Genomic DNA, 27,000 nt, shown 5'->3' with positions numbered 1-27,000 from the left:
AAATATAAGGTGAGTTATGACCGATTTAGATGCCAAAAATTTACCCGTTGAAGTTAGCAAAGAATTGACTGAAGAAAAGTTTCAGCAACTCAATTTACAGGAAATTGGCTTACAAACTTCCGATTTTCACGAAGTCGAAGCTGCACGTAAGGAATTGGCAGATTTAAGTCATAATAGTGTTGCTGAATATGGTAAAAATATTGCCACCAAGACGTCGACCTATACCGATGAATTATTAAATTTGGTGCAAAATAAAGATCTAGATGCGACAGGTCAAAAGCTCAATCAGGTGGTACAAGTCGCACAGCAATTGAATACCACGAGCATTTTAAATAAATCTAAAAGCTCAGGATTTTTTGGTGGTTTACTGAGTAAATTTAAAGGTGCCAAGCAAAGTTTTGATCAGCACTTTAATACCACTAAAGAGCAAATTGATGCTTTGGTTAAAGAAATTGAAACTTCGCAAAATGGCTTAAAAGCGCGTGTAAATACCTTAGATAAAATGTTTGAAGGCGTGCAAGACGAATATAAACAATTAGGGGTGTATATCGCCGCAGGTAAGTTGAAAGAGCAGGAAATCCAACAGGAAATTGCAAGTTTAACAACCCAAGTTCAAGATCAAACAACTACGCAAAAAGTCTATGACCTCAACCATTTGGCCAATAATCTTGAAAAACGTGTGAGTGATCTACAGATCTTGCAACAATCTGCCATGCAGACCTTGCCGATGATTCGCATAATTCAATCCAACAATTTGATGTTGGTCGATAAATTTTATGCAATTAAAAACATCACTTTACCAGCATGGAAAAACCAAATTAGTTTGGCGATTTCATTGCAGGAACAAAAGAACAGCGTGCAATTGGCAAATAGCATTGATGATGCGACCAATGACCTGTTAAAACGCAATGCAGATTTGTTGCATCAAAATTCTGTCGATACAGCAAAAGCCAATCAGCGTTCAGTGATTGATATCGAAACACTTGAACATGTGCAAAATACCCTCATTAAAACCGTTAATGATGTGATTCAAATTCAGAAAGAAGGTGTACAAAAGCGTGAAGAAGCGACGACACGTATTCGTGCCTTACAAAACAATTTGAATCATTTGGTGATTGAATCGAGTGGTTCAAACCCTTCTTCATAAACGGTGAGGGAGGTGAAAATATAATCTGAAGGAGTATGTCTTTGCCTCCCATTGATGAATATGCGCTAAATCCGCAGCAACTGAAAACAGGGCTTCAAACCATTAAGAAGCGTCAACGCAATTTGACGTTATTGACCTTAACCAGTGTTTCTGTGCTGATCGTTTCGGCTGTGATGCTGTTTATTCAGCATGATATGGTCTATAGTTTTTTTGGCCTAAGTTCTAGCGTACAGCAATTGCATATCCCTGTTAGTGCAGGTGATCTGGCATATCAACTCGGTGAGTCCTCCGACTATTTTTCAAATTTTTTATCCTTTATTGGTTGGTTATTTCTCAAACTCATCGTTTCATTTATTGGCGCATTTTTTTTGGTTGGATTTCTAAAGAAATTTCAATTTTTTAGAATTCGCTTCCAATCTTTTGTATTGAAATTTGTCGGCTGGATTTTATCGTTTATTGTGCTTTGGTCAGGCTTAACTTATGTGCAATATGACCTTGATCATGATGACCGTGCAGCAGATCAAAAATTGGTACATTATGAAAAAAATATTCAGGAAAGTCAGTTGGCTTTCGAGATGGAAGATGCACAATTGGCAAAACCCGTGCAAGTCTATTTACTTGCGCAGGCTGCTTTGATGCATAAGCCTGTAGATCGTGCGACAGCCATTCCCTTGGTGCAATCCTTAATCAATGCCGAGCAACAAAATCCAGCAAAATTCCGTGAATATGGTTTTCAGCCTGAACAGCTCTGGGCGATGCAAAATCAGCTATTGGATAAAACCATGACACCGATGGCGCAAAGCGTGGAAAAACAAGTTCAGCAAGCCAATGTGGTTGAAGTTGTTGTACGCTGGGTGTTGATCGCCGTGATGGTACTCACGCTGGTTTTGAGCTTAATTTTGTATCTACTATCTCAGCAGTTTAAATCACGGATAAATCGAATAGAGCAGGGACTTCATTAACAGGCCTATTTTCTTTTTTAGAGAATTGCATTGCTCAGAATAAAAATCCCCATCACATTGTATGGGGATTTTTGCTATTGGGTAGATTAACTTGCGCGATGAAACAGTTGTCGAAGTTCCTGTGTAGAAAAGGTCTGATCATTCACTTCGCCATCCACAAGGTAAAAAGGAATGGGGTGCTGTCCCTTTGATTTTACATACTGTGTAATTTCATGCTGACGGTCTGCAATATCTTTATGTTGAATTGAGCGCAGTACTTTCGAGCCATCTAAACCAATGCCTTCAATGATGCTTTTTAAAACGTGAATATCAGCAATATCTTGACCGTGTGCAAATAATGCATGGAATAGGGCTTGAGTCAGGGCATATTGGTCCAGAATATTGTCCAAGGCCAAAATAGCTTGATGAGCCAGTTGACTGTTTGGCATACGTTTCATGTGCTCAATATTGACAATCACATCTTCGCTATAAGCGGCAAATTTTGTCATTTCAAGTTTTCGATTTGCTGCACTCGCGCCATACTTATCGGTTAAATACTGCAGCACATCTAAGCCTTGTTCAGGAATTTCAGGAACACGCTGAATCGGCAATAGCTCTACACGGGTTGCTGTATGTTCATTCCAATTTTGCTTTAACTTTTGAAACGCTACATAACTCATGGGATAAACAATATCAAAGACAAATTCAATTTTCATTATTCTGCTCACTGTTGATTTTATACATGTAGATCGATGGCTGATTGATGCAAGGGACTGATTGCGGCTTTATTGATGAGTCTCAAAAGCGGTCAAATCACCTGATATTTCATTTGATTTAATGCCGACTTGCTGAAATGAAACTTAAAGCTTTATAAAGATTTTGTAATTGATCAGGTCTTGCATAGGGTTGGTGTAATTTCAATAAAAAAGAAAAAAATGAGGGATTTATCACGATATATGTGTACGAAATAAATCATTTTAATGTTAATATACGTCCATATATTTATGATTTAGAAAGAAATTTAATCATTTGATTTGTAAAACCGATTAATTTTATAAAAACAAACCGTTTCACCTATTTAATGGTTTGTTCTATCATTCTCTCATCAAATAAATTTACTCCTCTGGAGACGTTAGCAATGTTAGATCAAAATACTTCTGCTCAATTAAAAACCTTACTTGAACGCCTTGAAGGCCCGATTGAAATCGTCGCGACTTTAAACGGCACAGACAAATCAGACAAAATTAAAGAATTGGTAACTGAAGTTGCTGCTTTATCTGATTTAGTGACTGCACGTTTTGACGGTAACAACAGCCGTGCGCCAAGCTTTGGTATTGCAAAAGCAGGTGAAACACCACGTGTATTCTTTGCAGGTCTGCCGATGGGCCACGAGTTCACGTCTTTGATCTTGGCATTGTTACAAACCTCTGGTTATGCACCGAAAGTCTCTGACGAAGTACTGAATACCATTAAAGGTCTAGGTCTTAAAACTGACTTTGATGTGTTTGTATCTTTAAGCTGCCATAACTGTCCTGACGTGGTTCAAGCCTTGAACCTAATTGCGATCTATAACCCAGGTACAACTGCAACCATGATTGATGGTGCATTCTTCCAAGACGAAGTGGAAGAACGCAAAATCATGGCTGTACCGATGGTATTCCAAGACGGCAATCACATTGGTCAAGGTCGTATGACCTTGGAAGAAATCATTGCCAAATTAGACACCAACTCTGCCGCAAAAGATGCTGAAAAGCTAAATGCTAAAGAAGCATTTGATGTCCTTGTGATTGGTGGTGGCCCTGCGGGTAATACCTCTGCAATCTATGCTGCACGTAAAGGCATTAAAACCGGTATCGTGGCTGAACGCATGGGCGGTCAGGTCATGGATACCATGGACATTGAAAACTTCACGTCGATTCAAAAGACACAAGGTCCTAAGTTTGCTGCTGAAATGGAAGCACATGTACGTGAGTACGGTGTGGACATCATGAACTTGCAACGGGTATCTGACATCAAAGGTGCAGATCAAACAGCCAATGGTCTAGTTGAAGTAACTTTAGAGAATGGTGCAAAACTTGAATCTAAAACAGTAATTCTTTCAACAGGTGCACGTTGGAGAGAAATGAACGTTCCGGGCGAACAAGAATACCGTACACGTGGTGTTGCATACTGCCCACACTGTGACGGTCCATTGTTTAAAGGTAAACGTGTTGCAGTGATCGGTGGCGGTAACTCAGGTGTAGAAGCAGCGATTGACCTTGCTGGTATTGTGGAACATGTAACACTTGTTGAGTTTGATACTAAGCTTCGTGCTGACCAAGTCCTTCAAGACAAGTTAAACAGCTTACCGAATACCACTGTGATCATGAATGCATTGTCTACAGAAGTGGTGGGTGATGGTTCTCAAGTGACTGCATTGAACTACAAAGACCGTGCAACAGATGAAATCAAAACAATTGAATTGGCAGGTATCTTTGTACAAATTGGTTTGTTACCAAATACTGATTTCTTAAAAGAAACAGCGGTTGAACTTTCAAACCGTGGTGAGATCGTAATTAACGACCGTAACGAAACCAATGTAAAAGGTGTATTTGCTGCCGGTGACTGTACAACAGTACCGTACAAACAAATCATCATTGCGACAGGTGAAGGCGCGAAAGCATCATTGTCTGCTTTTGATTACATCATCCGTTCTGGTCAATAAAAGAAAGGCCAGTGGGTTTCGAGAAACACACTGGCCGCGCTGAATGTTGTCATTTGAATATTATTTTTCTTAATATTCTCGTTTTACAGGAACTTTGGACGCTAACACCGGAGTTCCTTTTTTTTGTCTGCAAAATTAGGATTCAAAAATGTCCCCACACATTTTGAACCCTATTCGTTGCCCAGCTATTTTTGTTTTACAACCTTATTTTTATACTTTCCCCAAGGTTGTTTCTCTATATAAAGTGGATTAAGCAAGTCTTACGCCAATCTCACCATGCATTTAAGATTTAAATAAATTCAAACCTTTAAACTTCTCCAATAAATCAGTTGGGCTCTCTATATGCTCCGGATGCGGAATAATGCACTCAATCGGACAAACTGAAACACAAGTTTGGTGCTCATAGAAACCGACACATTCAGTACAACGTGAGACATCGATTTCATAAATCTTTGAGCCTTCATAAATGGCATCATTGGGACATTCAGGTAGACACATGTCACAATTGATGCATTTATCTGTAATCAACAAAGCCATAAAGCGAACTCAAGCCTGATACGCTAAAGATGAAGCCGAAATATCTACGGTCGAATTGGGTAAATTACGAATCAGTAAGGCGTATCGCATATCTACATCGGCAGGTACAGGAATATCCACGATATGACCTGAACCTTTGGCATCGTCAATTAGATTACCTTTTTTATCTTTCATTTCAGTTAAAACGAAGGTGATGTTGCCTGAAGTGGTCATCAGTTCTAAAGAATCACCCACAACAAAACGGTTTTTCACTTCGATTTTAAGAGAGTCACCATCGCGCTCTAAAACCTCACCTACAAACTGTTGATGATCAAAACGTGATGAGCCGGTTTCGTAGTTTTGATATTCACTATGAACGTGGCGGCGTAGAAAACCTTCGGTATAACCACGGTTCGCAAGACCTTCAAGTTGTGACATGAGAGCTGGGTCAAATGGTTTGCCAGCAAGGGCATCATCGATGGCTTTACGATAAATTTGAGCGGTACGCGCACAGTAGAAGTAAGACTTGGTACGGCCTTCAATTTTTAAAGAATGAATGCCCATTTTGGTTAAACGGTCAACATGCTGTACAGCACGCAAGTCTTTCGAGTTCATGAAATAAGTGCCATGTTCATCTTCTTCGGCAGCAAACATGTCTTCTTCATTGCGTTGTAATAAAACCGGCTCGCCGAATTGGTGTTGTTCTAGGGCGTGTTGCTCATCGGCATTTTTATTATTGCAGCATGATGATTCTTCAATTTGTGTGACTGGAATAACATCACCAGTTTCATCTTCAACTGCATCGTGAATTTTATAATCCCAACGGCATGCATTGGTACATGCACCTTGGTTTGCATCACGTTTATTCATATAGCCAGAAAGTAAGCAACGACCGGAGTAAGCCATACATAATGCACCGTGTACGAAAACTTCAATTTCCATATCAGGTACATTGTGTTTAATTTCTTCAATTTCTTCGATTGATAATTCACGTGACAAAATGACACGTGTCAGTCCCATATTTTTCCAAAATTTAACCGTTGCCCAGTTCACCGCATTGGCTTGTACAGACAAATGAATGGACACTTCTGGAAAATGTTCACGCACCATCATGATTAGACCAGGGTCAGACATGATTAGCGCATCAGGATTCATGGCAACCACAGGTTCAAGGTCACGGATGAAATTTTTCAGTTTTGAGTTATGCGGTTGGATGTTTACCACCACATAAAACTTTTTACCTAAAGCATGGGCTTCTTCAATGCCAATTTTTAAATTGTCATGGTCGAAAGCATTATTGCGCACACGTAAGCTATATCGCGGCTGACCTGCATACACGGCATCTGCGCCATAAGCAAAAGCGTAGCGCATATTTTTTAATGAGCCAGCAGGTGAGAGGAGTTCGGTTACGTGTTGAATCGTCATGTCAATAAAGGCATAAAAAATTTATGGCTTTATTGTAGTGATCTAAAAAAAGGATTCAACCAAGTATTTTAGTTGGGTTTTCAAGATATTCCGTTTTCCAAATGTTTTAAAATTTGGCAATCATTGATTTGGCTGGTTTCATTACAACTGGCACGGAGCGTACTTAACTGTATTTTAAAATTTTCTAATTCTTTAATTTTTTCAGAAACTTGACGAATATGATTATCAATTAATTCATTCACGGCATGACAGCTTTGTGTAGGTGATTGCTCAAGTTCAAGCAGGGTTTGAATCTCGGTGAGAGAAATATCGAGGTTTCGACAGCGCTTAATAAAAACCAAACGTTTGTACATTTCTTCATCATAATAGCGATAATTGTTGTCTGCGCGGAAGCTAGGTTTCAGCAGTTTTTTCTTTTCATAAAAGCGAATACTGTCAACGCTTACCCCAGATTTGGTGGACAATTCTTTAATCAAATAATGTTTTTGTATGTTCATGCTTGACCTTGGAGTGAGTCCATAGTTTTGAATAAGAATAATACAAATCCATTGATTTTTAAATTGGAGCACATTTATGGCATGTACATGTAGTCATGAGCCAGCACCAAGCAAACCCAACAGTAAATTTCGTATTGCGCTTTGGATTGCCTTAATCATTAACGCCATAATGTTTTTGGTGGAGCTGATTGGTGGGGCTTATGCACATTCTTCTGCGCTTTGGGCGGACTCGTTAGATTTCTTTGGTGATGCTGTTAATTATGGAGTTTCATTAGCCGTGCTAGGCGCCAGTTTATATTGGCGTGCAACAGTTGCCTTAGTTAAAGGTTTTGTCATGGCAGCGTTTGGGATCTTGGTGATTGCCAAAGTGCTCTATGCCTATGCCAATGGGATCGCACCTGAACCGATCACCATGGGGGTGATTGGTATTTTGGCCTTAGTCGCTAATGTCATTTGTGCATATGTTTTATATGCCTTCCGAGAAGGTGACTCCAATATGCAATCCGTTTGGCTATGTAGCCGTAATGATGCCATTGGTAATGTCGCAGTGATCTTGGCTGCAGTCGGAGTATTTGGTACAGGCAGTCTATGGCCAGATTTGATCGTGGCCGCAATCATGGCGATCTTAGGTTTAACGGGCGGTTATCAGGTGATTCGAAAAGCACTGCAAGAGCGTAAGCAAAAAAATATTCTGAGTACTCCTTGCTCTTAAATACTTACTCTTAAATCCACCGTTAATAGCTTTCATTTTATCCATGTTTTTAACGCAGATGAATAGTCGTTAAATCGCTAGTTGAAATTAAAATAGCAGTCAGTTTTATACGAAATTTTCCTGACTGCTATATCGATAAATCTTCTGAAATCAGACTGTATTTAATGGGGGGTGAGGTTTTATCTACAGACTCCAGTTAAGTTATGCTTTACAATAGCGCGCGAAAATCATGTTTAAAAATTAGGTTTTCTACCTTAAAAGCTTTATGTTTAGGCCCCATTGGTGCATCAGGTAAATTAAATGTCGAAAAAGCAAGACATCATTAACGTTGCGCTCCAACTCTTCAATTCTTATAGCTATAACTCGATTGGTATAGATCGAATTATTGGGGAATCGGGCGTTGCTAAAATGACGTTTTATAAATATTTCCCCTCTAAAGCCAAATTAATTGAAGAATGTCTCGTGATTCGAAATCTTAATTTACAGGAATCACTTGAAGCTGCTATTGCAGAATGTGATCCAGAAGACCATCTTTCGCATATTAAAACCATTTTTGCTTGGTACGATGCTTGGTTTCATACTGCAGATTTTAATGGTTGTATGTTTCAAAAAGCAGTAGAAGAAATATCTAAAGTTTATCCGTCTTCATTGCAACCTGCGATTGACTATAAAGAGTGGCTCAAGTCAAAATTAAGTACTGCCTTACAAAATCTGGGCATTCAGCAAACTGAACAACTAGCTGCATTTCTGAGTAGTATTTTGGATGGCATGACCATCCAAGCCCAAATTGACCCCAACCAAGTGCAATTAGCAGATTATTGGAAGCGAGTTGAAACCTTAATTCGTTTGGAATTGACCGCTTAAAATTTGTTTGTAGGTATCTAGGTTTTAAATCTAGCGACGACTTATTTGTATTGAATAACAATCATTTTTTTTCACATGCTTTAAGATTCTAAGAAAATAAAAAGCGCGATTATTTGGGGTAATCGCGCTTTGCTGACAAGTGTGCGTTCAAATCATTCACTTTGTTAGCTTAAGTCAATGATTTGATTTTCGAACGTTTTATACGTTTTCTCTCATTTATATTTTTACCCTCTGAATGCTAAATTCATTCGGTTTTTGCAGCAAAATAGACAGACTTGTCTGTTTTTTTTGAATTATAGGGAATCTTAGGTGAATTACAAGACAGGAAAGAAAGGTTTGTGTGTTTTTTAATCTAGCTTAAGTTTAAATTAATCCACTATTTTTAAAGATAATATTAAAAATTTGATCATTAAGCTCGATGCTAATTAGACGATAAAACTATTTTTACACTTGTGTGCATGACGTTTCTTGTTGGATGCAAGTGCATAGTCTAAGACCATTTGGTGAGTATTTTATATGCAAGAAGTATTTAGTGAGTGGGTTCTCAGCTTTTTATTTTTAAGTGAATTTTTGAATCGTGGATTTTACATAACGAAACATCTTCTATGGTTTTAAGCATTAAGTTTATTGATGAATTTGACTAAACTAGCAGCAAAATTATTTCCATGATTACAATTTAGAATTTTTATTATGTTAGGCAAAATATTTGCTGTATTAGAACAATTGGGTCTATCCGCCCAAAAACGTGCCATTCATGTGCAATTTTCCAACCCTGCGTTGAATGACGAGCTTTTTATTCAACGTATTGATGGGGAGCATGTCTTAAACCAAGGCGTGCAAGCGACTTTGATTTGCCTATCTACCAATGCCCTTATTCCACTAAAACAATTTATTGGCGCACAAGTTGCCGTTGATCAAGTGACCGATCAGGGCGAACTCTTCCGTACCACGGGTATTATTACAGAGGCGACCCAAGGCCAGAGTGACGGTTCACTCACCCTATATAAACTCACTTTAGAAGACGTAACGTCGCTATGGCATAAACGCCGCAACAGCCGTGTGTTTATGAATAAATCTGTTCGCGATGTCAGTGAAACTCTCTTTAAAGAATGGCAAAGCAAAAGTCCGCTCTTTGCTGCCAGTCTAACGCTAGATCTAAGCGGTTTAAGCCAAAACTATGATGTCCGACCTTTCATCATGCAGTCGAATGAAAGCGATTATGACTTTTTAACCCGACTTTGGCGCAGTGAAGGCATCAATTGGCTCATCGATGAAGCACAGCTGAAAGTGCCGCATTCTTCAGCGCCAATTGAAAAACAAAAACTCCGCCTGATTGATGACAATAGCCAATATCAAGCACTCAGCCGTCGTAGTATCCGCTTTCATCGCTCTAGCGCCACAGAAAAACAAGACAGCATCACTAGCTTGATTGGTGAACGTAGCATTCAACCGACTGCGGTCCATGTGCAGCGCTGGCAAGCCGATGGACTCAGCCAAGAAGAAGGCGCAGGTTCAGTTCAAAGCAAACATCAGCATAGCCAAAGCCAAGACAATGCCAGCTTAAGTTTGGAACAAGCATGGCATATCAGCCCTGCATGGATGCAAGACTTAAAAGGTGAAGACCAAGCTACGGCTTCATCCAACAGTCAGATTGAAAAACTGAATCAAAACCTAACGCGCTATCACGAGCTGCAATCGAAAAAATTCAATGCACAATCGACCGTGCGTGATACCCAAGTGGGCTATTGGTTTGAACTGAACGAACACCCAGAAATCGATCAACACAGTGGTGCAGACAAACAATTTTTAATCACAGAAAAGAAATTCTATAACCAAAATAACTTACCTAAAGACCTCACCGAACAAGTTAATCAACTGATTGAACAAAGTCAGTGGAACATTAAACCGATCCATGAACAGGCCGAGCGTCAGGCTAATCAGCTCACATTACAACGCCGCAATATTACGACTGTTCCTGAATATAACCCACTCGAACACCGTCCAAGCACCCATCCGCAACGCGCCAAAGTCGTTGGGCCAAGTGGTGAAGAAATTCATGTCGATGAATGGGGGCGAATCAAAGTCCGCTTCTTATTTACCCGTGGTGATGACCACAGCCATGATGGCGGTGCAGGCAGCAATGACAATGATACGGACTCTGCATGGGTTGATGTACTGACTCCATGGGCAGGTGAAGGCTATGGCGCACGATTCTTACCACGTATTAATGAAATCGTAGTCATCGATTTCTTTGACGGTAATATCGACCGACCATTTGTGGTGGGGCGTATACATGAAGCACAGCGCAGCCCAACCCAATTTGATGGTAAAGGCAAACTGCCAGACACCAAAAAATTGGCTGGAATAAAAAGTAAGGAAGTCCAAGGTGAAGGCTTTGGACAACTGCGCTTTGATGACACGACTGGACAAATCTCAACACAATTACAAAGTACCCATGGTGCCACCCAGCTCAACCTAGGGAACCTCAGTCATCCCAAAGAAACCGCAGAAAGTGAGGGTCGAGGCGAAGGCTTTGAACTGAGAACAGACCAATGGGGCGCAGTACGAGCAGGACAAGGGCTACTTGTCAGCACACACCCACAACAACAAGCAGCGGCAATGCACCTCGACGCACAAGCGGCGAAAGAACAAATCGAAGCCAATTTAAACAGCAGTAAAGCCTTAAGTGAAGTGGCGAAAAATCAACAAACTGACCCACTTGAAGTCTTAGATAACCTGAAAAACTTCCTTGGCCAAATCGAAAAAGGGAGTAAAGAAAAAGCCGACGCTTTTAAACAAGCCTTAATGATTTTATCTGCACCGAACTCAATTGCTGTGAGTAGTCAGGAAGATATTCATCTTTCAGCAGATGGACAAATCAGCCAAAGTGCAGGCGATAGTATCAACCTCAGCAGTCAAAAATCCTTAATTGCCCATGCACAAAGTAAGATCAGTCTATTTGCGGCACAAGAAGGTTTACGCGCGTATGCAGGCAAAGGCAAAGTTGAAATCCAAGCCCAAGGAGATGGGGCTGATTTGATTGCCCGAAAAGGTATTCAAATTATTTCCACGGAAGAAACTGTTGATATAAAAAGTCCAAAGGAAATTATTCTTACCGCTGGTGGATCACAACTTAAAATTACCAGTGCAGGGATATTTCCAACAACTGCGGCAAAGTTTGAGGTAAAGGCGGGACAGCATAAGTTTGTAGGTGGTGTTCAAGTCAGTCCAGTAATTCCACCGTTACCAATTTTGAATATTAAGCCTGCATGGATTGAGCTGGCATTGCATACTGAAAATTTAGAACCAGTTTCTAATGCACCTTTTACAATCAATTTTGAAGATGGGTCAACACTCAAAGGAACTCTGGATAAAAATGGATTTAAACGGATTGAAAATGCACCCAATATGAAATATGAAGTTTTCTTTGGTGATACGGATCATATAGAACCATTACGGCCTGCAACAGAATTAGTTGTAACAGAAGAAAATATTTTAGATGATTTAAAAAGTATTGGAATTGATGTAGAAACACCAGATTTTGATTTAGAAGGCTTCTTAAGAGAGTGTTCGGGAAGAGATTTAGACCCATTTAATGCTTTAAATGATTTGATTGCACAACAAGAACTAAATGAGGGCGAAAATAATGGCTAATACACAAGCCCCAAAGACTTTAACAAATGATCCTAAAGCAGATGCTATTGTTGCGATTGGTACTGCTATCACTTTAGGCGCAGTGCCATTCGCAGGTCAAGCAATAGATATCTATGATACAGTTGAAGGGATATGGGGAGTATATAGTAAAAGAAATAGTACCCAAAAAGAGAAAGATGAAGTTACTGTAGATCTAATTTTAGCTTTAATTGGGTGGATGCCTGGACCAGGTGATGGAATAAAAAAAATATTTAGATTGGTCAATCGTGAACCTAAGAAATATGCTCCAGTGATGATGGATTTAGTTCGTTATGTTGCACAAAAGAGCGGTATAAATACAAATATAGAACAGCTTATTTTAGATGCTACAGACAGTTCTAAATTAAAACCCTATCTTAATAGTGCTAAAAAAGTCATAGAGGATTCAAGCCTTTATGAAAGTCTTCCTAAAGATAAGCAAAAAATAGTTGGTGATGTATTCAAGATATTGACTCAAGTATTTATGGCTTCAGTAGCATTATTGGAGAGACGTGTTATTGATTGGCTGAGTTTTGCTCCAAACAATGTTGCCTTTTCGAATAAGATGAAAAAACGAGGAGGACATAAGGAAAAAGTTCCTGAGCCGAAGAAAGAAAACACGAGTAATAGAGGATCAAATGCTCCCAAATATGGGAAACCAAGCAAGCAGCTATTAGCTACAATTGCTTCGCAAAGCCTAGATAAGATTACGACAGGTTTAGTAGGTGATATGGGTGAGCATATTGCTGATTATTATTGTGCAGAAAAATTAGGATGGGGGAAATCTTGGAAAGGTCATGATCTAGGACCAAATGGAAATTGGGGCAAAAGCAATCCCTCAAATACTGTTGCAGGTAAATTAAGCAATTCACATAAACTTTTTCTATTGAAAACAGGAAAATCGAATGGTCAAGGATTGGATGCGGTTTGGAAAGTCAGTTCGAATGCGCAAAATGGTGGTAAGCCATTTGCTATTGTAGAAGCTAAAAGCCATTTACCTATCACAAAAAAACCACATGGTTATTTCAAAGGGAAAAACCCGAATAAGCCATCTATGGCAAGTCGTTTAGATGTGAATGGGATGGAGGCTGTAAAAAGGGAATTAAAAACACTAGGTGCGTTATTACTTGATGGTGAAAAATCAGGTACAGCTGATGCAAAATCTTATGCCAATGATGGAGGCTCGGGGAAACCTAGTGGTGGGGGAGCAGGTAAACCAGGCGGGAAACCAAATACTACTGGAAGTGGAAAACCTAGTATGGGTAATTCTGCAAATCCTCCTAAGCCTGCTGGAAAGCAGAATAAAACTCAATTAATTGTGCAAATGAGTGAGGAATGGATTTCAAAAAATATATCAAAGTCCGTACATAGAAACATTTTTTCGATATTTAAAGAAGATGGTAGAAAAGTATATTCTAGGTATATTATTTATAGCCCCCTATATTCAGATTCGTCAATTGAAGCATTAAAAGTTTCACAAATTCCTGCTGCGATAAAGGATGCAATAAATCATGCAAAAGTTCTTATGGCTGGGCAAGATGATAATGAGCAGTTGCATAGGGAGCATGCAGCTGTTTTATATAATGAAAATGAGGTGAAGGCGATAGTTAACAAAATAAAAGCTAAATTAAAAGCTAAATACTCTAAGAGTCTAAATGTAGATATTTCAAATTTGAATCAGGAAAAATAAGATGATACAGCAACATAAAAGACGACAAATTTTTTTAACTGAGGATACTTATATTGAAACCACGAAGTATTTATTAAACTCTTATCAAAGATTGGTTCAAAAAAAAATTGAGTATAATGGATCCATAAATGATTTAAGACGGTTAAATTATTATATCGCTGAAGAAGCTTATCAATTATTTAGTTTACATTATACAATTGGTAAGTCGATTCAACCTCTCAGAATAGAATTAGAAAATATAATTACGAAATATGAAGAATATACAATAGCATTACGCAAAGACGAAGATGATGAAGATTGGGCACCATTTTATTTCACCGCAATAGATGAGTACGAAAGATGTATGCAGTTGATAGGACTGTGTTATCTATTACACAGAAGAGACTTATTACCACGTATTGCAGCGATGCAAGACAAAATTTACCATGAGCAAACAGAACAATTAGATACGCTGTATGAGGACTTTTTATCATTTGAGTTGACGGATAGATATGATGTAGATCAATGGTTTTTTGATAATCCATATCGCCCATTAATTTTTAGTAAATATAGAGATACTAAACAAGAGAGTATTCAAGATATACAGGAATATTTGAAATTATGGTATCCCGCATTTGAAAGTGCAGCTTGGCATGATACCCATAAAATGGATGAAGGTTTGTACTTTGGATATTGGGCTATAGAAGCTGCTGCTTACGTTTATCTGTTAGATTTAGATGATAGCGAAATAACACATATGATTTATCCAAAAGATTTGGTTAAATTTGCCCGAGAATTTGTACCATCCGAGAAGGATATAAGTAATCCTAGTACAAAAACATTAAAATGCGAAGCAGGCCAAACTTGCCCTAAAACAGGTGAATGGTATAGTCCTGCGAATAACATGGAAAAACGTCATTTTAATCAAGGAGAAGATATGCCTGAGATTAAAGACAACCCTTGGGGGCTAACGATTTGGTATCTGACTGAATAAGTAGATGCCCTTCGGGGTATTTTGAAATGGATGCGAATATATATTGGCAGTTTGCTGGTGATAAATAGGATAAATTTTCCTTTTGGTTATTCGTTTCTAATGGATAATATTTTTAATTTTCTTTGATTATTATTTTTAATTAAATAAATTAAAACCCAATATTTTTTAAAGGATAATGATGAAAGTTTTAAAAACGAATTTAATGCTTATTATGCTTTCAGCAATGAGTTTAATAGGGTGTAATACACATTCAACAAAAACTTATGTATTGACGACAACATCTTATGGTTATGATGCAAGTTATATTCCTTATATTGTTGAATTAAATGGAGAGGAGTTAGGTGGAGGGCTAGGTAGTGGAACGAAAAGATCAGCAGTGATAACAGGAGCTCAATATATTAAATGGGGAGAAGGTATAGCTCTAAAAAGCATATTGCAACCAATGTCCCCACATTGACGAATGAAAATTTAAAAGATAAAAAATATTTAGCTGTACATATATATCCAGATGACAGTGTGGAAATTAATTTATCGAATGAATTACCTGATGCTACTGAGAAAGGTTTAGAGTGGAGAGCAAAAATTATTGATGAATTGAAGGTAAAAGAAGAAAAATAGCTGTATCAGTCATTAGTGGCATATAGATAAAAAAAAAGCGCATGATGACATGCGCTTTTTAATTTACAGCTAATTATTTTTCAACGAATGCACGTTCAATCACGTAGTCGCCTAGAACGCCCATCTTAGGAGATTCTTTCAGGCCGTGCTGGTCAAGTAGTGCAGCAACGTCGTCTAGGAATGCAGGTGAACCGCAAAGCATTGCGCGGTCAGTTTCAGGGTTGAAACGAGGAAGACCAATTTTTTCGAAAAGTTGACCAGATTCAATGGCAGTAGTTACACGGCCTTGAGTATGGAATTCTTCACGAGTTACCGTAGGGTAGTAAACCAATTTTTCTTTCGCGCCTAATTCACCAAAGAATTCGTGGTTAGGAATTTCATCTAAGATTAAATCTTGATAAGCCAATTCCGAAATGAAACGAGTACCATGTACAACGATGATTTTTTCAAAACGTTCGTAAGTTTCAGGGTCACGAATCACTGAAAGGAACGGTGCAAGACCTGTACCTGAAGAAAGTAGGTATAAGTTTTTACCAGGGTTTAAGTCATCTAGAACCAAAGTACCTGTAGGTTTTTTAGACACTAAAATTTCATCGCCAACTTTTACTTTTTGTAAAATAGACGTTAAAGGACCATCTGGAACTTTAATAGAGAAAAACTCTAATTCTTCTTCATAGTTTGCGCTTGCAATAGAATAAGCGCGCATTAAAGGCTTACCATTTACTTCAAGGCCGATCATCACAAATTGACCGTTTTTAAAACGTAACGCTGTATCGCGAGTGGTTTTAAAAGAGAATAAAGTGTCATTCCAATGGTGGACGTGAGTAATCTTTTCGACGTTAAAAGCAGCCATTAAAGGTCTCAATAAAATTATCAAATTAGAACAGCTTACTATTCTAATCTAAAATCATTCTCGATAAACTGAATATATTTAATTGAACTTATCAGAAAAAGTGATTATGTCTGAGCTTAAAATGCCAATTATCGGGTATATGAAATCTCCCTACCGAGAAAAATTTGGTATTCCACGTCAGCCAAATTTGGTGCAGGTCGAATCTTATATTGAAATGGTGGAACCTTATAACGATTTATTGGCTTTTGAGGGGATTGAGGATTTTAGTCATCTTTGGCTGATTTGGCAGTTTCATGAAAATAAAAATGCAAATTCGACAAAATTTCGTCCGCAAGTTCGTCCACCTCGTTTAGGTGGTAATCAAAAAATCGGAGTATTTGCGACACGGAGTATGTACCGGCCGTCACCTATGGGATTGTCGGTTGTGCAGCTCAAAGCGGTGAAAAAAGTCGGTAAATCGGTACGAGTCTATGTGGTCGGCAGTGATTTGTTAGATGGAACACCGATTTTAGATATCAAACCGTATATTCAATATTCAGATGCAGTGATGGATGCGCAAAGCGGTTATGCGCAGGATGAGCCAGAACGAAAATCTGTGATTTGGTCTGAGCACGCTGAGCAACAAAAACAGGCATTTTTAACCAAAGGAAGCCTAACCGAGCAATTAAGGGCTGAACTTGAGCAGGTATTGAGTTTAGACCCACGTCCTGCCTATCAGCATGATGATGAACGTGTGTATGGCATGTTGTTTGGTGGATTGAATGTAAAATTTCAGGTCAGTAAACAACATGTTTTGATTGTTGAAATATCTCAATGAAAAAAGGAGCTTTCAGCTCCTTTTTTTGTCTTTGGTATTCTTTAGTGCTTCATATTGGATTTCATTAGCCAAGCGATATTCCAAGTCTTTAAGTTAGCAATCAACTTCTTAATACTTTCCTTTTTATTCAGCATAGCCGACAGTTGTATCCTATTTACGTTCTAGGCAATTACACACCTGCTGCGCCCAATTTATCTAATGTGATGTCAAAAACTTGCTATAGTAGTTCTATGTTTGGGGAACATAGAACAATGACTTTTAATTTTGAAATTGACACTTCTTGGTGTTTAGACCAATTACAAAAAGATGGACGTATCACTGAACGGGACAAAATGCTGATTCAAACCACGCACCGTCAGCGTGAGCAGTTAAAATGGCATCCTTTACAATGGATTGCCAATTTTAATTTAGTCGATCAGAGTCATCCGCAGTCTACCTTAACACTCAATAGACTCTGTCAATGGTTGGCAGAAAAGTCTGGTGTACCGTTTTATATTATCGATCCTTTAAAAGCTGATGTGCCTGCTTTGACAGCCATTATGTCGCAGGAATTTGCAGTACGAAATCGCATTTTAGCGGTGGAATTACAAAATGAGCATGTGTTGATTGCAACGGATCAACCTTATAAAAATGAATGGATTGCCAATTTAGAAAGAACAGTTTTACCACGCAAGATTCAACGTGTATTACTCAGTCCAGATCAACTACAGCGCTACTTGGTTGAATATTACCAAGTAAGTCGTGCGGTCAGTAATTCGCAAAAATCATCGAGTTATGACCGTGAAAATAAAGGCGTTGAAGCGCTTTTACAATTAGGTGATACACAAAATCCAGATGCCAATGATCAGCATATTGTGAAGCTTGTGGATTGGGTTTTACAGTTTGCCTTCGAACAAGGTGCAAGTGATATTCACCTCGAGCCGCGTAAAGATACAGGAAAGGTGCGTTTTCGTATCGATGGGGTATTGCATACCATCTACAACATGCCTGCAAATACCCTGACAGCCGTGGTCTCACGAATTAAGATCTTAGGTCGGATGAATGTGGCTGAAAAACGTAAGCCGCAAGATGGACGTTTAAAAACCCGTACACCCAAAGGCCAAGAAACTGAGCTGCGTTTATCGACGTTGCCAACAGCCTTTGGTGAAAAGTTGGTTATGCGTATTTTTGACCCTGAAGTCTTGGTACGTAGCTTCCAACAGCTCGGTTTTGAAGGGCGTCTGTTAGATGATTGGAAGGCCTTAACCAGTCATAGTCACGGTATTATTTTAGTGACTGGTCCGACGGGTTCAGGTAAAACCACCACGCTTTATTCATCACTCAAACAATTGGCAACTGAAGAAGTGAATGTCTGCACGATTGAAGATCCGATTGAGATGTTAGAGCCGAGCTTTAACCAAATGCAGGTGAATACAGGGATTGATCTGGGCTTTGCCGATGGTGTACGGGCTTTAATGCGTCAAGACCCTGACATTATCATGGTCGGGGAGATCCGAGATCATGATACGGCAAATATGGCGATCCAGGCTGCATTAACAGGTCATTTGGTGCTTTCAACTTTACATACCAATGATGCGCCATCCAGTTTGACGCGATTACATGATCTGGGTATTCAACCTTTTTTAACTGCAGCGACTATTTTGGGTGTTTTGGCACAACGCCTAGTTCGTCAACTGTGTCCGCATTGTAAGCGTGAGACTTTTATCAATGAACAAGAGTGGAAACATTTGACCTTTGATTATACGATTCAAATGCCTGATTTCGTCTACGAGGCGGTGGGCTGTGATGAATGCCGTCAAACGGGTTATAAAGGCCGTGTGGGGATTTATGAATTTATGCCGCTCAGCATTGAAACCAAGCAATTGATTGGTGCTAATGCAGATTTAACCCAATTACGTACACAGGCACGTAAAGAGCATGTCGAACCATTACGAATTGCAGGTGCGCGTAAAGTACTTGCAGGGGTGACGACTTTAGAAGAAGTCCTGCGTGTCGTACCGCTCAACTAATGGTTTGATCAAATAAATAAAAACGTCTTTGCAGCTTAAGATTCGACTCATCTTGCTTTGTTTAAATAGCGCTATCGAAATAGACACAGTAAGAGAGACCGAAGATGAAAATATTAACTCAATTGGTATGTGGTTTAGCATTTGCAGGTGTGGCATCGGTTGCAGTCGCGAATACAGCAGTTAATCAAACAGCTGTTGCACCGATGAAAACCACATCGGTGAAACATGCCTTAGGCTTAAAAGATGATAGTAAAGTTCAATTGAAAGGTTATGTAGTAAAATCGATGGGCGATGAAAAATATCAGTTCCGCGATAGCACAGGCAGCATTACAGTGGATATTGATGATGAACTTTGGCAAGGCAAAGCGATTTCAGCTAAAACACCAGTAACGCTCATTGGTGAAATCGACATTGATTACAAACCAACAAAACGTGTTGAAGTGGATGTCGATCAAGTAAAATTTTAATTTAGCCTGTTATTCATTACAGTGCTGCTCCATAAAAAAACCACGGCTTGCTGTGGTTTTTTTATGGTATGAGTAGATATGAGCAAAAGTTCGATACACTGAAGTCGGAACCATAGAAATAGGGTAGGTAAGATGCGAATTTTATTGGCAGAAGATGATGCATCCCAAGCCGACAGTATAAAAACATGGCTTGAAATGGATGGCTACAGTGTCGATTGGGTTGATCGCGGCGATCACGCTATTTTGGCTTTAGAACAACATCAATATGATTGCATACTTTTAGATCGTGGCTTACCAAAAGTAACTGGTGATGAAATTTTAAAACGTATCGTACAGTTGCATCCGCTTACACCAGTTTTATTTATTACTGCTCGGGACAGTATTGCAGATCGTGTTGAAGGTTTAGATCTGGGAGCCCATGATTATCTGGTGAAACCTTTTAGCTTGGAGGAGTTGTCAGCAAGGGTACGTGCCCAATTACGCTTGCATCATCAACAGCGTGATAATTCTCTGACTTTCGGGGATTTAAGTTTAGACGTGCAAGCCAAAACCCTGCGTAAAAACGCTGAACTGATTACGCTAACATCGCGTGAATATCAAATTTTGCATAAGATGATGTTGAATCCTGAGCATATTATGACACGTAGCCAACTCGAAGAATCACTCTATGCTTGGGGCGATGAAGTTGAAAGTAATGCGATCGAAGTTTTTATTTACCAATTACGTAAGAAGATTGGCAGTGATTACATCAAAACCTTAAGGGGCTTGGGTTATCGCATGAATCTTCCGCAAAAAAGTTAAGTTTATGAGTGATAAAAAAAGCATTTCCTTACAGTCGCAGCTGATTAAAACTTCACTGCTCAGTGCAATTTGGGCGGGAGCAATCTCTCTGTGTCTGATGTTGGGATTTGGTCTTTATCACATCATGAATGTACACGATGCCCTGATGGACGAAGTGGCAGATATGCTTACTGCTACTGATCTCACGCTGAAGCAAGACGAACAAATAGATGAGCTGAGTGAAGAGTTTGATATGCAATATCAACTCATACAAGGGTCGCAAGTCTTAACCACATCGGAACAACACACAGCATTTGAACATCAGCCCAATTTAAAACAGGGGCTACATTATCAATGGAGAGACGGAGCGCTTTGGCGTAGCTATGCACTTCAGGACGATGGATTAACCGTACAAATCTTTCAACCGATGAAAACACGGCTGAGAGAAACGCTGCAAAGCGTTTTAGGCTACGCAGGGATTCTGTTGATTGTCTGGTTGATCCAATGGTTATTACTGCATATTTTGATTAAACGTCAATTGAAAGTTTTACAGCTATTTTCCAAACAAATCGCTGAAAAAAATGTAGATGACTTACAAGCCATCGTCTTACCTGAACCTGTATTACAGGAACTAGAGCCGATCCAAACACAGCTGAACTTTTTATTAAGCCGATTAGATCAAGCGCTACAGGCAGAACAACGCTTTACCTCCGATGCCTCACATGAATTACGCTCACCGCTTTCTGCAATACAAATGCGACTTCAGGTATTAAAACGAAAATATCCCAACATTCAGCAGGATTTATTGAGCATACAGCACGATGTTAATCGAGGAACACGTGTGCTGGAAAATCTACTGATTTTGGCGCGGCTCGACCCGACGCAATCGGAGCAATTAGATAAAAAACAGAACGACTTAGAACAGATGAGTTTACAAGTCATTGATGCGTTACAGCCGTTTATTGAAGAAAAACAGATCGAATTGAAGCTACAGACCCAGCCTGTATGGTTTGCGATGAACGCAGAATTGATGTTTAGTTGTCTGCGAAACTTAGTCGATAACGCCATCCGTTATAGTCCTGTGCAAGGACAGGTCAAGATTGATTTAACGGTTTCAGCACAGCAGGCGGTTTGGACGATTGAAAATCAAGGTGCAGGACTGACAGCCGCAGAATTGCAACGTATTGGCGAGCGGTTTTACCGCGTATTGGGAACGAAGACGCAAGGTTCAGGTTTAGGTATTTCAATTGCCCAAAAAATTGTACAGTTACATCGAGGTCAATTAAGTGTGAAAGCCTCTGAACTGGGCGGCTTAAAGGTACAACTCACTTTTCCAATCCGCTAAACACATGATTTGCCCTATGGAATTTGAGCGAAAGAGTATTGTGAGAGGAAGGTGAGTGTTGTGATTTAAATTAAGTTTAAGTAGCTATAAAGCTTAATTTGACTAGGTACAAAGCACAAAGCACAAAACTTAAAAAGCAGTAAGCGGATGGCTTACTGCTTGTGTCCACGATTATTTTTATTGCGCTGATAATTATTATTTTTATCAGAAATTATTTGGTCAAAATAAGGCGATTATTTCGTGTTAAACGTAGTCGATATTCTTCACCTGCATGCATAATGCGAATTTCACGTCCTAAGGCAAAAAGGTTGTTTGAATGTAGCATAGGCAGTGAGTGGTGTGCTTCATTGCTACGAGTAAAAAGGCTAAATGGTGCGTTCATTCCGTCAACTCCGTGGTGTATTTCTGAATGGTTTAAATGATAATCATTATCGAATAGCCCTGTCAACGGTAATTTTAGGATTTTATAAAAAAGATAAATTTGCTTACACTTGGATATCAATTGGAACAGAGCAGAGAGCAGGGAACTATGTCGAAACCGCAAATCGATGTCGCCATTGCGATTTTATTGCATCAAGACAAAGTACTGGTGGGTTGGCGTGAAGCAAAACAACATCAGGGCAATAAACATGAGTTTCCGGGTGGTAAAGTCGAGCAGGGGGAAAGTCCTGAGCAAGCTTGTCGTCGTGAAATTTTTGAAGAAGTTGGCATCGGTTTACACGACTGGCATGCTTTTGATTTTATTCAACATGAATATGATGATGTCATTGTGAAATTACATTTATTTCATGCCACCGTCCCGCATGCGTTGCTGAATGAAATCCAAAAGCCATGGGCCTGGTATTCACGTCAACAGCTCATGAGTTTGAATTTTCCAAAGGCCAATCAAGCTATTTTGCAGCGTTTATATTGGCAGCAACAGATCAAAATCACTGCTGATCTACCGACACTTGAAACGCTTCAAGAGACGCTGTTGTATTATTGGCGAGTCGATGCCAGCGCAGAAAATGCAGCGGCATTAAATCAATTACCTACCGTGATTTTAAAACAATTGATAATTAATGAAGATCTATGGTTGTTGCTGTCTACAGAGGTGCAAGCACATATTTCAGCTTTACATCTTAAACAGCACCAATTGCTGCAAAAAAATAAAGGTGATTTACAGCTTGGGAAGCGCTATATCGCAGCTTGTCATGATCACGTTTCTGCGTTGCATGCGCAAAAAATTGGCTGTGATGCTATTTTTATGAGCCCAGTTCTAGCGACACAAAGTCATCCAGAGGCGCAAAGTATGGGATGGGCGCATTTTTCTGAGATTGCACGAAGCATTGAAATCCCAGTTTTTGCTTTAGGTGGAATGCGTCCTGAATTGCTAACTATTGCACAGCAACATCATGCTTATGGGGTGGCTGGTATTCGCAATTTTTAAATTAATAACTGATGTTACGCAGTAACATCAGACGCACAGTTTGCTTCAGATAAAAGAATGATACACGGTAAGGTCACCCGCAAGTGTTTGAGACAGGACTCCTTCTAATCAAAAATGGTTTTGCGATACTTTGAATAATTTGACGCTAGTGAACGAGTTTTGTCGGTGAGGTGCATTGCACCGCAAGATGGTTTCCTTGCGAAGCACGCTTCTCATTTTGCTGAATGAGAAACAACGTTTCGTAAGAGTACATCCAGCCGAAGGCTAATCCCTTTATTCAAACCCTAGATGTAAGACTCCGTTGAATAGGCTTAAAATTCATTTTTAATATGCGAAATTACTTTTAGGTGCGTAACATCAGTTAAAAATACGTGCATTGAATTAAATTTGTATTTGAAAGTCGATATTTTAGACTTAAAGTAATTATTGGAAATAAACTTACTTTTAGTATGTGATGAATAAAAACAAGTCTGATCTCAATTAAGATCAGGCTTTTTTATGGGTGCTTAAAGGGCTTTAATGGCTTGTTGTGCTTTTTGAATGGTGCTGCTTTTCTTTTGCATTTGACCGGCTTTTAAAACAACATTCCAAAGCTGTTGTTTCATCGGCTTGGTTTGCGCATAGCTTAATCCGCGCAGTGCCAACGATTCTGCATTCGCAGGCTGATTTTTTCGATTGGCGATCATTGCCAAATATAAAAAAGTTTCCGCAGATTGTGGTGCTAAACGCTGTGCATGAGTTGCAGCACTTTCAGCTTCATTCCATTTTCCATTGGCATAAGCGGTTTGCGTAGTTTGCATCAATTTTTTGAATGCAGGTAAGTCGCGGCCATCATCAAACTTTTGAATTTGGGTTTTCTGCTCAGGAATAACGATGCGTTGACGTTTAATTTCTGGATGGTCATAAGGTGTAATGATGACCCCAGAAGGGTCATGGATATCTGCCTTTTTTTCAGGCGCAGCAGGCGGCTTTTGCTCAGGTTCGTTCATGGTTTGGCAACCTGCCAAAATGATCGTCAAAACGCTCAGAATACTGAACGTTTTTAAAACTTTAATCTTTTGCAGTTTAATTTGAATACTCTCCACTTGAGATGATGCGAGGTTGATCAGATGAACCCTGATCATTATCGGCATCACTTTCACGAATGTAGTCACCTAAACTATCATTTTGTTCCTGAGTTGGCTGCGTCTCTTCAGTATCAACTGTGTAAGGTTCTACTTCATATTGTGTCGAACCACATGCTGTCGCCTGATTTGGAATAGAGTTACGCGACAGAGGAATATACATTGCACCTGTACAATGCTGCGCAGATAAATTACCTGAATAACGGTCTAACCAATGCCACTGTACGCTGTCTGGTTGACGTAAATTAACTGGTTTTTGACGTAACTGCTTCATCACATTGGTCCAAACAGGAAGTGCTCCTGACGAACCAGTTAAGCCTGTAACTTTGTTGTTGTCTAAACCTAACCAAACCACACTTAAGTAATTGCCTGAATAACCTGCAAACCATGAGTCACGCGTATCATTGGTTGTCCCTGATTTACCTGCAAGTTTGAGTGAAGCTGGTAATGATGCATAAGCAGAACGGCCTGTCCCTGAACTCATCACTTGTTGTAAACCATAGTTCAAGATAAAGGCTGCATCTGGTGCAATAGTCGGTTGTACCGTTAAGCTATAACGATCTAATAAACGACCATTGGCATCAACCACTGAACGAATAGCTTTCACTGGATATTTGAAGCCACCGGTTGCAAAGTTGCCATACACACTCATGACTTCCATCGGTGACATATCGATAGCACCGAGGTAAATCGAAGGGTAGTTTGGAATATTAGAAGTCACACCAAACTTTTTAAGGTGGTTAATAAAAGTCGACATACCGAACTCTTGACCTAAGCGTACCGCAGAGAGGTTATACGAGTTTGATAGGGCATCGACCATTGGTACGACACCATGTGCGCCACCACTATAGTTTTTTGGTGTCCAAGCTTTGCCATCACTTTGAATGCTGATCGGACTGTCTTCGATTTGACTCGCCCAGTTATAACGGTTTGATTCTATCGCACTGAGGTAAATCACAGGTTTTAGCAATGAACCAACTTGACGTTTAGCATCCATCGTACGGTTAAAGCCAGTAAAGTCCTGCGTTGAACCCACTGCTGAAACCAATTCACCATTTTCAGGATGAGACACCAGTACCGCGCCTTGTAATTCTTTCAAGCGTGCTGGATTGGCATTGCTTAAACGTGCCACAGATTCTTTAAATGCAGTTTGTACACGAGTTTGAGCAATAGGATCCATCGCGGTGAAAATACGCAGACCTTGATTGGTCAAATCGCTTTCTTGATATTCAGTACGCAGTTGACGACGCACGATATCCATATAGTCAGGGAAGCGAGAAGGGCCCAATGTTGGTTTTGTAATGACATTTAATGGACGCGCTGACTCAGTTTCATATTGTTCCTGAGTTAAATAGCCCATCACCACCATATTGTTCAACACAATATTACGACGTTTAATCGCACCTTCAGGGTTTTTCCACGGATTAAACAGGGTCGGACCTTGAACCAAACCGACTAAATACGCCTGCTGAGCAATATTTAGTTCACGCAGCGGTAAACCAAAATAGAATTGTGAGGCTAAACCATAACCATTGATTGAATAGTTACCATTTTGACCTAAGTTCACTTCGTTTAAATAAGCTTCAAGAATTTCATCTTTGTCATAGTGAAGTTCAATCAGCATGGCCATTAAGGCTTCATTGGCCTTACGCTTAATGGTTTTTTCAGGTGATAAATAGAAATTTTTCACCAATTGCTGAGTGAGGGTCGAACCACCTTGACGTTTACCACCAGTGACATTACTTACGATGGCACGTGCTGTACCACGAATGGAAATACCATGATGCTGATAGAAATTACGGTCTTCTGTAGCAATTAAAGCTTGGATTAAAGGCTTTGGCACTTTATCAAGTTTGATCAGCACACGGTCTTCATTGTGCTGAGGATAAATACCACCAATTAACATCGGCTCTAAGCGGGCAATACCACTGCTTGAAGGCTTGGTTGCACTCACTTCAGTGATTTGATCTTCACCAAAGGTCACTTTAAGGACTTGTTCAGGGTCGACACTATCACCAAAGTCAAAACCACGCGTATGGATATAGGTCACATTGCCAGAAGTAACGTAACTCCCCGTTTTCGCATAGCTGTCCTGAGCGTTATAGCCCAAAAGTTTCAGTTCTTGGTTGAGGTCTGCTTGGCTTACAGGCGCATTGGTGTAAATTTCTAAAGGACGAGCAAATACCTTGGCTGGAATATCCCAACGTTGACCTTCGAATTTGTCACGTACAATATTATCTAGACGAATAAGATAAATGCTGAACACGAGAAATCCGCCGATGATCAACAGCGAAAAAATCAGTGCAATTATGCCTATGCCACGTTCAGACTTCATAAATAGTGATAAAACCCTGAGAAATTTTGCTAATCATGCGAAGCTTTTCAGTATTTTGCAATATTTAAACTGTTATATGTAT

Annotated in this window: 24 protein-coding genes; 16 read left to right on the top strand and 8 right to left on the bottom strand. The window is 39.5% G+C overall.

Annotation, left to right across the window (positions count from 1 at the left end):
- Positions 1-16 precede the first annotated feature (16 nt).
- A complete protein-coding gene (locus B1202_RS03155) occupies positions 17-1,147 on the top strand; it encodes a toxic anion resistance protein (protein ID WP_078189120.1) in 1,131 nt (376 codons plus the stop codon).
- Between the two features lie 41 nt (positions 1,148-1,188).
- Positions 1,189-2,109 carry a hypothetical protein gene (locus B1202_RS03150; RefSeq protein ID WP_078189226.1) on the top strand — a complete coding sequence of 307 codons (921 nt, stop codon included), beginning with the start codon at positions 1,189-1,191 and terminating at the stop codon, positions 2,107-2,109.
- Between the two features lie 86 nt (positions 2,110-2,195).
- Here B1202_RS03150 and B1202_RS03145 read toward each other — a convergent pair whose 3' ends face one another.
- Positions 2,196-2,804, bottom strand: coding sequence for a DsbA family protein (locus tag B1202_RS03145; RefSeq protein WP_078189119.1), 609 nt, complete (start codon positions 2,802-2,804; stop codon positions 2,196-2,198).
- A 422-nt stretch (positions 2,805-3,226) separates the two neighbouring features.
- On the opposite strand from B1202_RS03145, the gene ahpF reads away from it, so the two are divergent.
- Positions 3,227-4,792, top strand: coding sequence for an alkyl hydroperoxide reductase subunit F (gene ahpF, locus B1202_RS03140; protein ID WP_078189118.1), 1,566 nt, complete (start codon positions 3,227-3,229; stop codon positions 4,790-4,792).
- A gap of 282 nt (positions 4,793-5,074) precedes the next feature.
- Here ahpF and B1202_RS03135 read toward each other — a convergent pair whose 3' ends face one another.
- From B1202_RS03135 to B1202_RS03125, 3 genes are all read right to left on the bottom strand, one after another.
- Complete coding sequence (locus B1202_RS03135; RefSeq protein WP_078189117.1) at positions 5,075-5,329, bottom strand: YfhL family 4Fe-4S dicluster ferredoxin; 255 nt, start codon at positions 5,327-5,329, stop codon at positions 5,075-5,077.
- Positions 5,330-5,338: 9 nt separating this feature from the next.
- Positions 5,339-6,733, bottom strand: coding sequence for a tRNA 5-hydroxyuridine modification protein YegQ (yegQ, locus tag B1202_RS03130; protein WP_078189116.1), 1,395 nt, complete (start codon positions 6,731-6,733; stop codon positions 5,339-5,341).
- An 80-nt stretch (positions 6,734-6,813) separates the two neighbouring features.
- On the bottom strand, positions 6,814-7,230 hold the full coding sequence (locus tag B1202_RS03125; RefSeq protein ID WP_078189115.1) for a Cd(II)/Pb(II)-responsive transcriptional regulator: 417 nt from the start codon (positions 7,228-7,230) through the stop codon (positions 6,814-6,816).
- 76 nt (positions 7,231-7,306) lie between these two features.
- On the opposite strand from B1202_RS03125, the gene B1202_RS03120 reads away from it, so the two are divergent.
- The 7 genes from B1202_RS03120 (at position 7,307) to B1202_RS16730 (ending at position 15,759) form a co-directional block, all read left to right on the top strand.
- On the top strand, positions 7,307-7,942 hold the full coding sequence (locus B1202_RS03120; protein ID WP_078189114.1) for a cation transporter: 636 nt from the start codon (positions 7,307-7,309) through the stop codon (positions 7,940-7,942).
- 300 nt (positions 7,943-8,242) lie between these two features.
- Complete coding sequence (locus B1202_RS03115) at positions 8,243-8,806, top strand: TetR/AcrR family transcriptional regulator (RefSeq protein WP_078189113.1); 564 nt, start codon at positions 8,243-8,245, stop codon at positions 8,804-8,806.
- A gap of 690 nt (positions 8,807-9,496) precedes the next feature.
- Positions 9,497-12,460, top strand: coding sequence for a type VI secretion system Vgr family protein (locus B1202_RS03110; RefSeq protein WP_078189112.1), 2,964 nt, complete (start codon positions 9,497-9,499; stop codon positions 12,458-12,460).
- Positions 12,453-14,168, top strand: a complete 1,716-nt coding sequence (locus B1202_RS03105) for a hypothetical protein (RefSeq protein ID WP_078189111.1) — start codon at positions 12,453-12,455, stop codon at positions 14,166-14,168. The genes B1202_RS03110 and B1202_RS03105 overlap by 8 nt, the downstream gene beginning before the upstream one ends.
- A gap of 1 nt (position 14,169) precedes the next feature.
- The gene (locus B1202_RS03100) at positions 14,170-15,141 is read left to right on the top strand and encodes a PoNe immunity protein domain-containing protein (RefSeq protein ID WP_078189110.1); all 972 of its coding nucleotides are present in this window, start codon (positions 14,170-14,172) and stop codon (positions 15,139-15,141) included.
- Positions 15,142-15,316: 175 nt separating this feature from the next.
- The gene (locus tag B1202_RS16735; protein WP_322852846.1) at positions 15,317-15,598 is read left to right on the top strand and encodes a hypothetical protein; all 282 of its coding nucleotides are present in this window, start codon (positions 15,317-15,319) and stop codon (positions 15,596-15,598) included.
- Positions 15,595-15,759, top strand: a complete 165-nt coding sequence (locus B1202_RS16730) for a hypothetical protein (RefSeq protein ID WP_322852845.1) — start codon at positions 15,595-15,597, stop codon at positions 15,757-15,759. Before B1202_RS16735 ends, B1202_RS16730 begins: the two co-directional genes overlap by 4 nt.
- Before the next feature lie 73 nt (positions 15,760-15,832).
- Here the strand turns inward: B1202_RS16730 and B1202_RS03090 are convergent, their stop codons facing one another.
- Entirely contained in the window at positions 15,833-16,612 is a 780-nt protein-coding gene (locus B1202_RS03090) for a ferredoxin--NADP reductase (protein ID WP_078189109.1), read from the bottom strand.
- 106 nt (positions 16,613-16,718) lie between these two features.
- Here B1202_RS03090 and tsaA point away from each other — a divergent pair, with 106 nt between their 5' ends.
- The 5 genes from tsaA (at position 16,719) to B1202_RS03065 (ending at position 22,030) form a co-directional block, all read left to right on the top strand.
- Positions 16,719-17,429: a tRNA (N6-threonylcarbamoyladenosine(37)-N6)-methyltransferase TrmO gene (gene tsaA, locus B1202_RS03085; RefSeq protein ID WP_078189108.1), complete on the top strand. Its 711-nt coding sequence runs from the start codon at positions 16,719-16,721 to the stop codon at positions 17,427-17,429.
- A 251-nt stretch (positions 17,430-17,680) separates the two neighbouring features.
- Entirely contained in the window at positions 17,681-19,438 is a 1,758-nt protein-coding gene (locus B1202_RS03080) for a GspE/PulE family protein (protein WP_078189107.1), read from the top strand.
- Between the two features lie 104 nt (positions 19,439-19,542).
- The gene (locus B1202_RS03075) at positions 19,543-19,905 is read left to right on the top strand and encodes a NirD/YgiW/YdeI family stress tolerance protein (protein ID WP_078189106.1); all 363 of its coding nucleotides are present in this window, start codon (positions 19,543-19,545) and stop codon (positions 19,903-19,905) included.
- A gap of 132 nt (positions 19,906-20,037) precedes the next feature.
- A complete protein-coding gene (locus B1202_RS03070) occupies positions 20,038-20,706 on the top strand; it encodes a response regulator transcription factor (RefSeq protein ID WP_078189105.1) in 669 nt (222 codons plus the stop codon).
- 4 nt (positions 20,707-20,710) lie between these two features.
- Positions 20,711-22,030 carry a sensor histidine kinase gene (locus tag B1202_RS03065; protein ID WP_078189104.1) on the top strand — a complete coding sequence of 440 codons (1,320 nt, stop codon included), beginning with the start codon at positions 20,711-20,713 and terminating at the stop codon, positions 22,028-22,030.
- Positions 22,031-22,241: 211 nt separating this feature from the next.
- On the opposite strand, the gene hemP is transcribed toward B1202_RS03065, so the two are convergent.
- Positions 22,242-22,412: a hemin uptake protein HemP gene (hemP, locus tag B1202_RS03060; protein ID WP_078189103.1), complete on the bottom strand. Its 171-nt coding sequence runs from the start codon at positions 22,410-22,412 to the stop codon at positions 22,242-22,244.
- A 147-nt stretch (positions 22,413-22,559) separates the two neighbouring features.
- Here hemP and B1202_RS03055 point away from each other — a divergent pair, with 147 nt between their 5' ends.
- Positions 22,560-23,459, top strand: a complete 900-nt coding sequence (locus B1202_RS03055; RefSeq protein WP_078189102.1) for an NUDIX domain-containing protein — start codon at positions 22,560-22,562, stop codon at positions 23,457-23,459.
- A 506-nt stretch (positions 23,460-23,965) separates the two neighbouring features.
- On the opposite strand, the gene B1202_RS03050 is transcribed toward B1202_RS03055, so the two are convergent.
- Together B1202_RS03050 and mrcB are read right to left on the bottom strand one after the other, a co-directional pair.
- Positions 23,966-24,448 carry a hypothetical protein gene (locus B1202_RS03050; RefSeq protein ID WP_078189225.1) on the bottom strand — a complete coding sequence of 161 codons (483 nt, stop codon included), beginning with the start codon at positions 24,446-24,448 and terminating at the stop codon, positions 23,966-23,968.
- A gap of 76 nt (positions 24,449-24,524) precedes the next feature.
- Entirely contained in the window at positions 24,525-26,918 is a 2,394-nt protein-coding gene (gene mrcB, locus B1202_RS03045) for a penicillin-binding protein 1B (protein WP_078189101.1), read from the bottom strand.
- Between the last annotated feature and the right edge of the window lie 82 nt (positions 26,919-27,000).

Origin of the sequence: Acinetobacter amyesii (genome assembly GCF_002018365.1) — a bacterium.
GTDB lineage: Bacteria > Pseudomonadota > Gammaproteobacteria > Pseudomonadales > Moraxellaceae > Acinetobacter > Acinetobacter amyesii.
The sequence above is the reverse complement of the archived record's forward strand: the minus strand, read 5'-3'. Positions and strand labels throughout refer to the sequence as shown.

Coding starts and splice junctions, on each gene's coding strand:
- B1202_RS03155 (WP_078189120.1), top strand. CDS start 17: ATGACCGATTTAGATGCCAAAAATTTACCCGTTGAAGTTAGCAAAGAA.
- B1202_RS03145 (WP_078189119.1), bottom strand. CDS start 2,804: ATGAAAATTGAATTTGTCTTTGATATTGTTTATCCCATGAGTTATGTA.
- ahpF (WP_078189118.1), top strand. CDS start 3,227: ATGTTAGATCAAAATACTTCTGCTCAATTAAAAACCTTACTTGAACGC.
- B1202_RS03135 (WP_078189117.1), bottom strand. CDS start 5,329: ATGGCTTTGTTGATTACAGATAAATGCATCAATTGTGACATGTGTCTA.
- yegQ (WP_078189116.1), bottom strand. CDS start 6,733: ATGACGATTCAACACGTAACCGAACTCCTCTCACCTGCTGGCTCATTA.
- B1202_RS03125 (WP_078189115.1), bottom strand. CDS start 7,230: ATGAACATACAAAAACATTATTTGATTAAAGAATTGTCCACCAAATCT.
- B1202_RS03120 (WP_078189114.1), top strand. CDS start 7,307: ATGGCATGTACATGTAGTCATGAGCCAGCACCAAGCAAACCCAACAGT.
- B1202_RS03115 (WP_078189113.1), top strand. CDS start 8,243: ATGTCGAAAAAGCAAGACATCATTAACGTTGCGCTCCAACTCTTCAAT.
- B1202_RS03110 (WP_078189112.1), top strand. CDS start 9,497: ATGTTAGGCAAAATATTTGCTGTATTAGAACAATTGGGTCTATCCGCC.
- B1202_RS03105 (WP_078189111.1), top strand. CDS start 12,453: ATGGCTAATACACAAGCCCCAAAGACTTTAACAAATGATCCTAAAGCA.
- B1202_RS03100 (WP_078189110.1), top strand. CDS start 14,170: ATGATACAGCAACATAAAAGACGACAAATTTTTTTAACTGAGGATACT.
- B1202_RS16735 (WP_322852846.1), top strand. CDS start 15,317: ATGATGAAAGTTTTAAAAACGAATTTAATGCTTATTATGCTTTCAGCA.
- B1202_RS03090 (WP_078189109.1), bottom strand. CDS start 16,612: ATGGCTGCTTTTAACGTCGAAAAGATTACTCACGTCCACCATTGGAAT.
- tsaA (WP_078189108.1), top strand. CDS start 16,719: ATGTCTGAGCTTAAAATGCCAATTATCGGGTATATGAAATCTCCCTAC.
- B1202_RS03080 (WP_078189107.1), top strand. CDS start 17,681: ATGACTTTTAATTTTGAAATTGACACTTCTTGGTGTTTAGACCAATTA.
- B1202_RS03075 (WP_078189106.1), top strand. CDS start 19,543: ATGAAAATATTAACTCAATTGGTATGTGGTTTAGCATTTGCAGGTGTG.
- B1202_RS03070 (WP_078189105.1), top strand. CDS start 20,038: ATGCGAATTTTATTGGCAGAAGATGATGCATCCCAAGCCGACAGTATA.
- B1202_RS03065 (WP_078189104.1), top strand. CDS start 20,711: ATGAGTGATAAAAAAAGCATTTCCTTACAGTCGCAGCTGATTAAAACT.
- hemP (WP_078189103.1), bottom strand. CDS start 22,412: ATGAACGCACCATTTAGCCTTTTTACTCGTAGCAATGAAGCACACCAC.
- B1202_RS03055 (WP_078189102.1), top strand. CDS start 22,560: ATGTCGAAACCGCAAATCGATGTCGCCATTGCGATTTTATTGCATCAA.
- B1202_RS03050 (WP_078189225.1), bottom strand. CDS start 24,448: ATGAACGAACCTGAGCAAAAGCCGCCTGCTGCGCCTGAAAAAAAGGCA.
- mrcB (WP_078189101.1), bottom strand. CDS start 26,918: ATGAAGTCTGAACGTGGCATAGGCATAATTGCACTGATTTTTTCGCTG.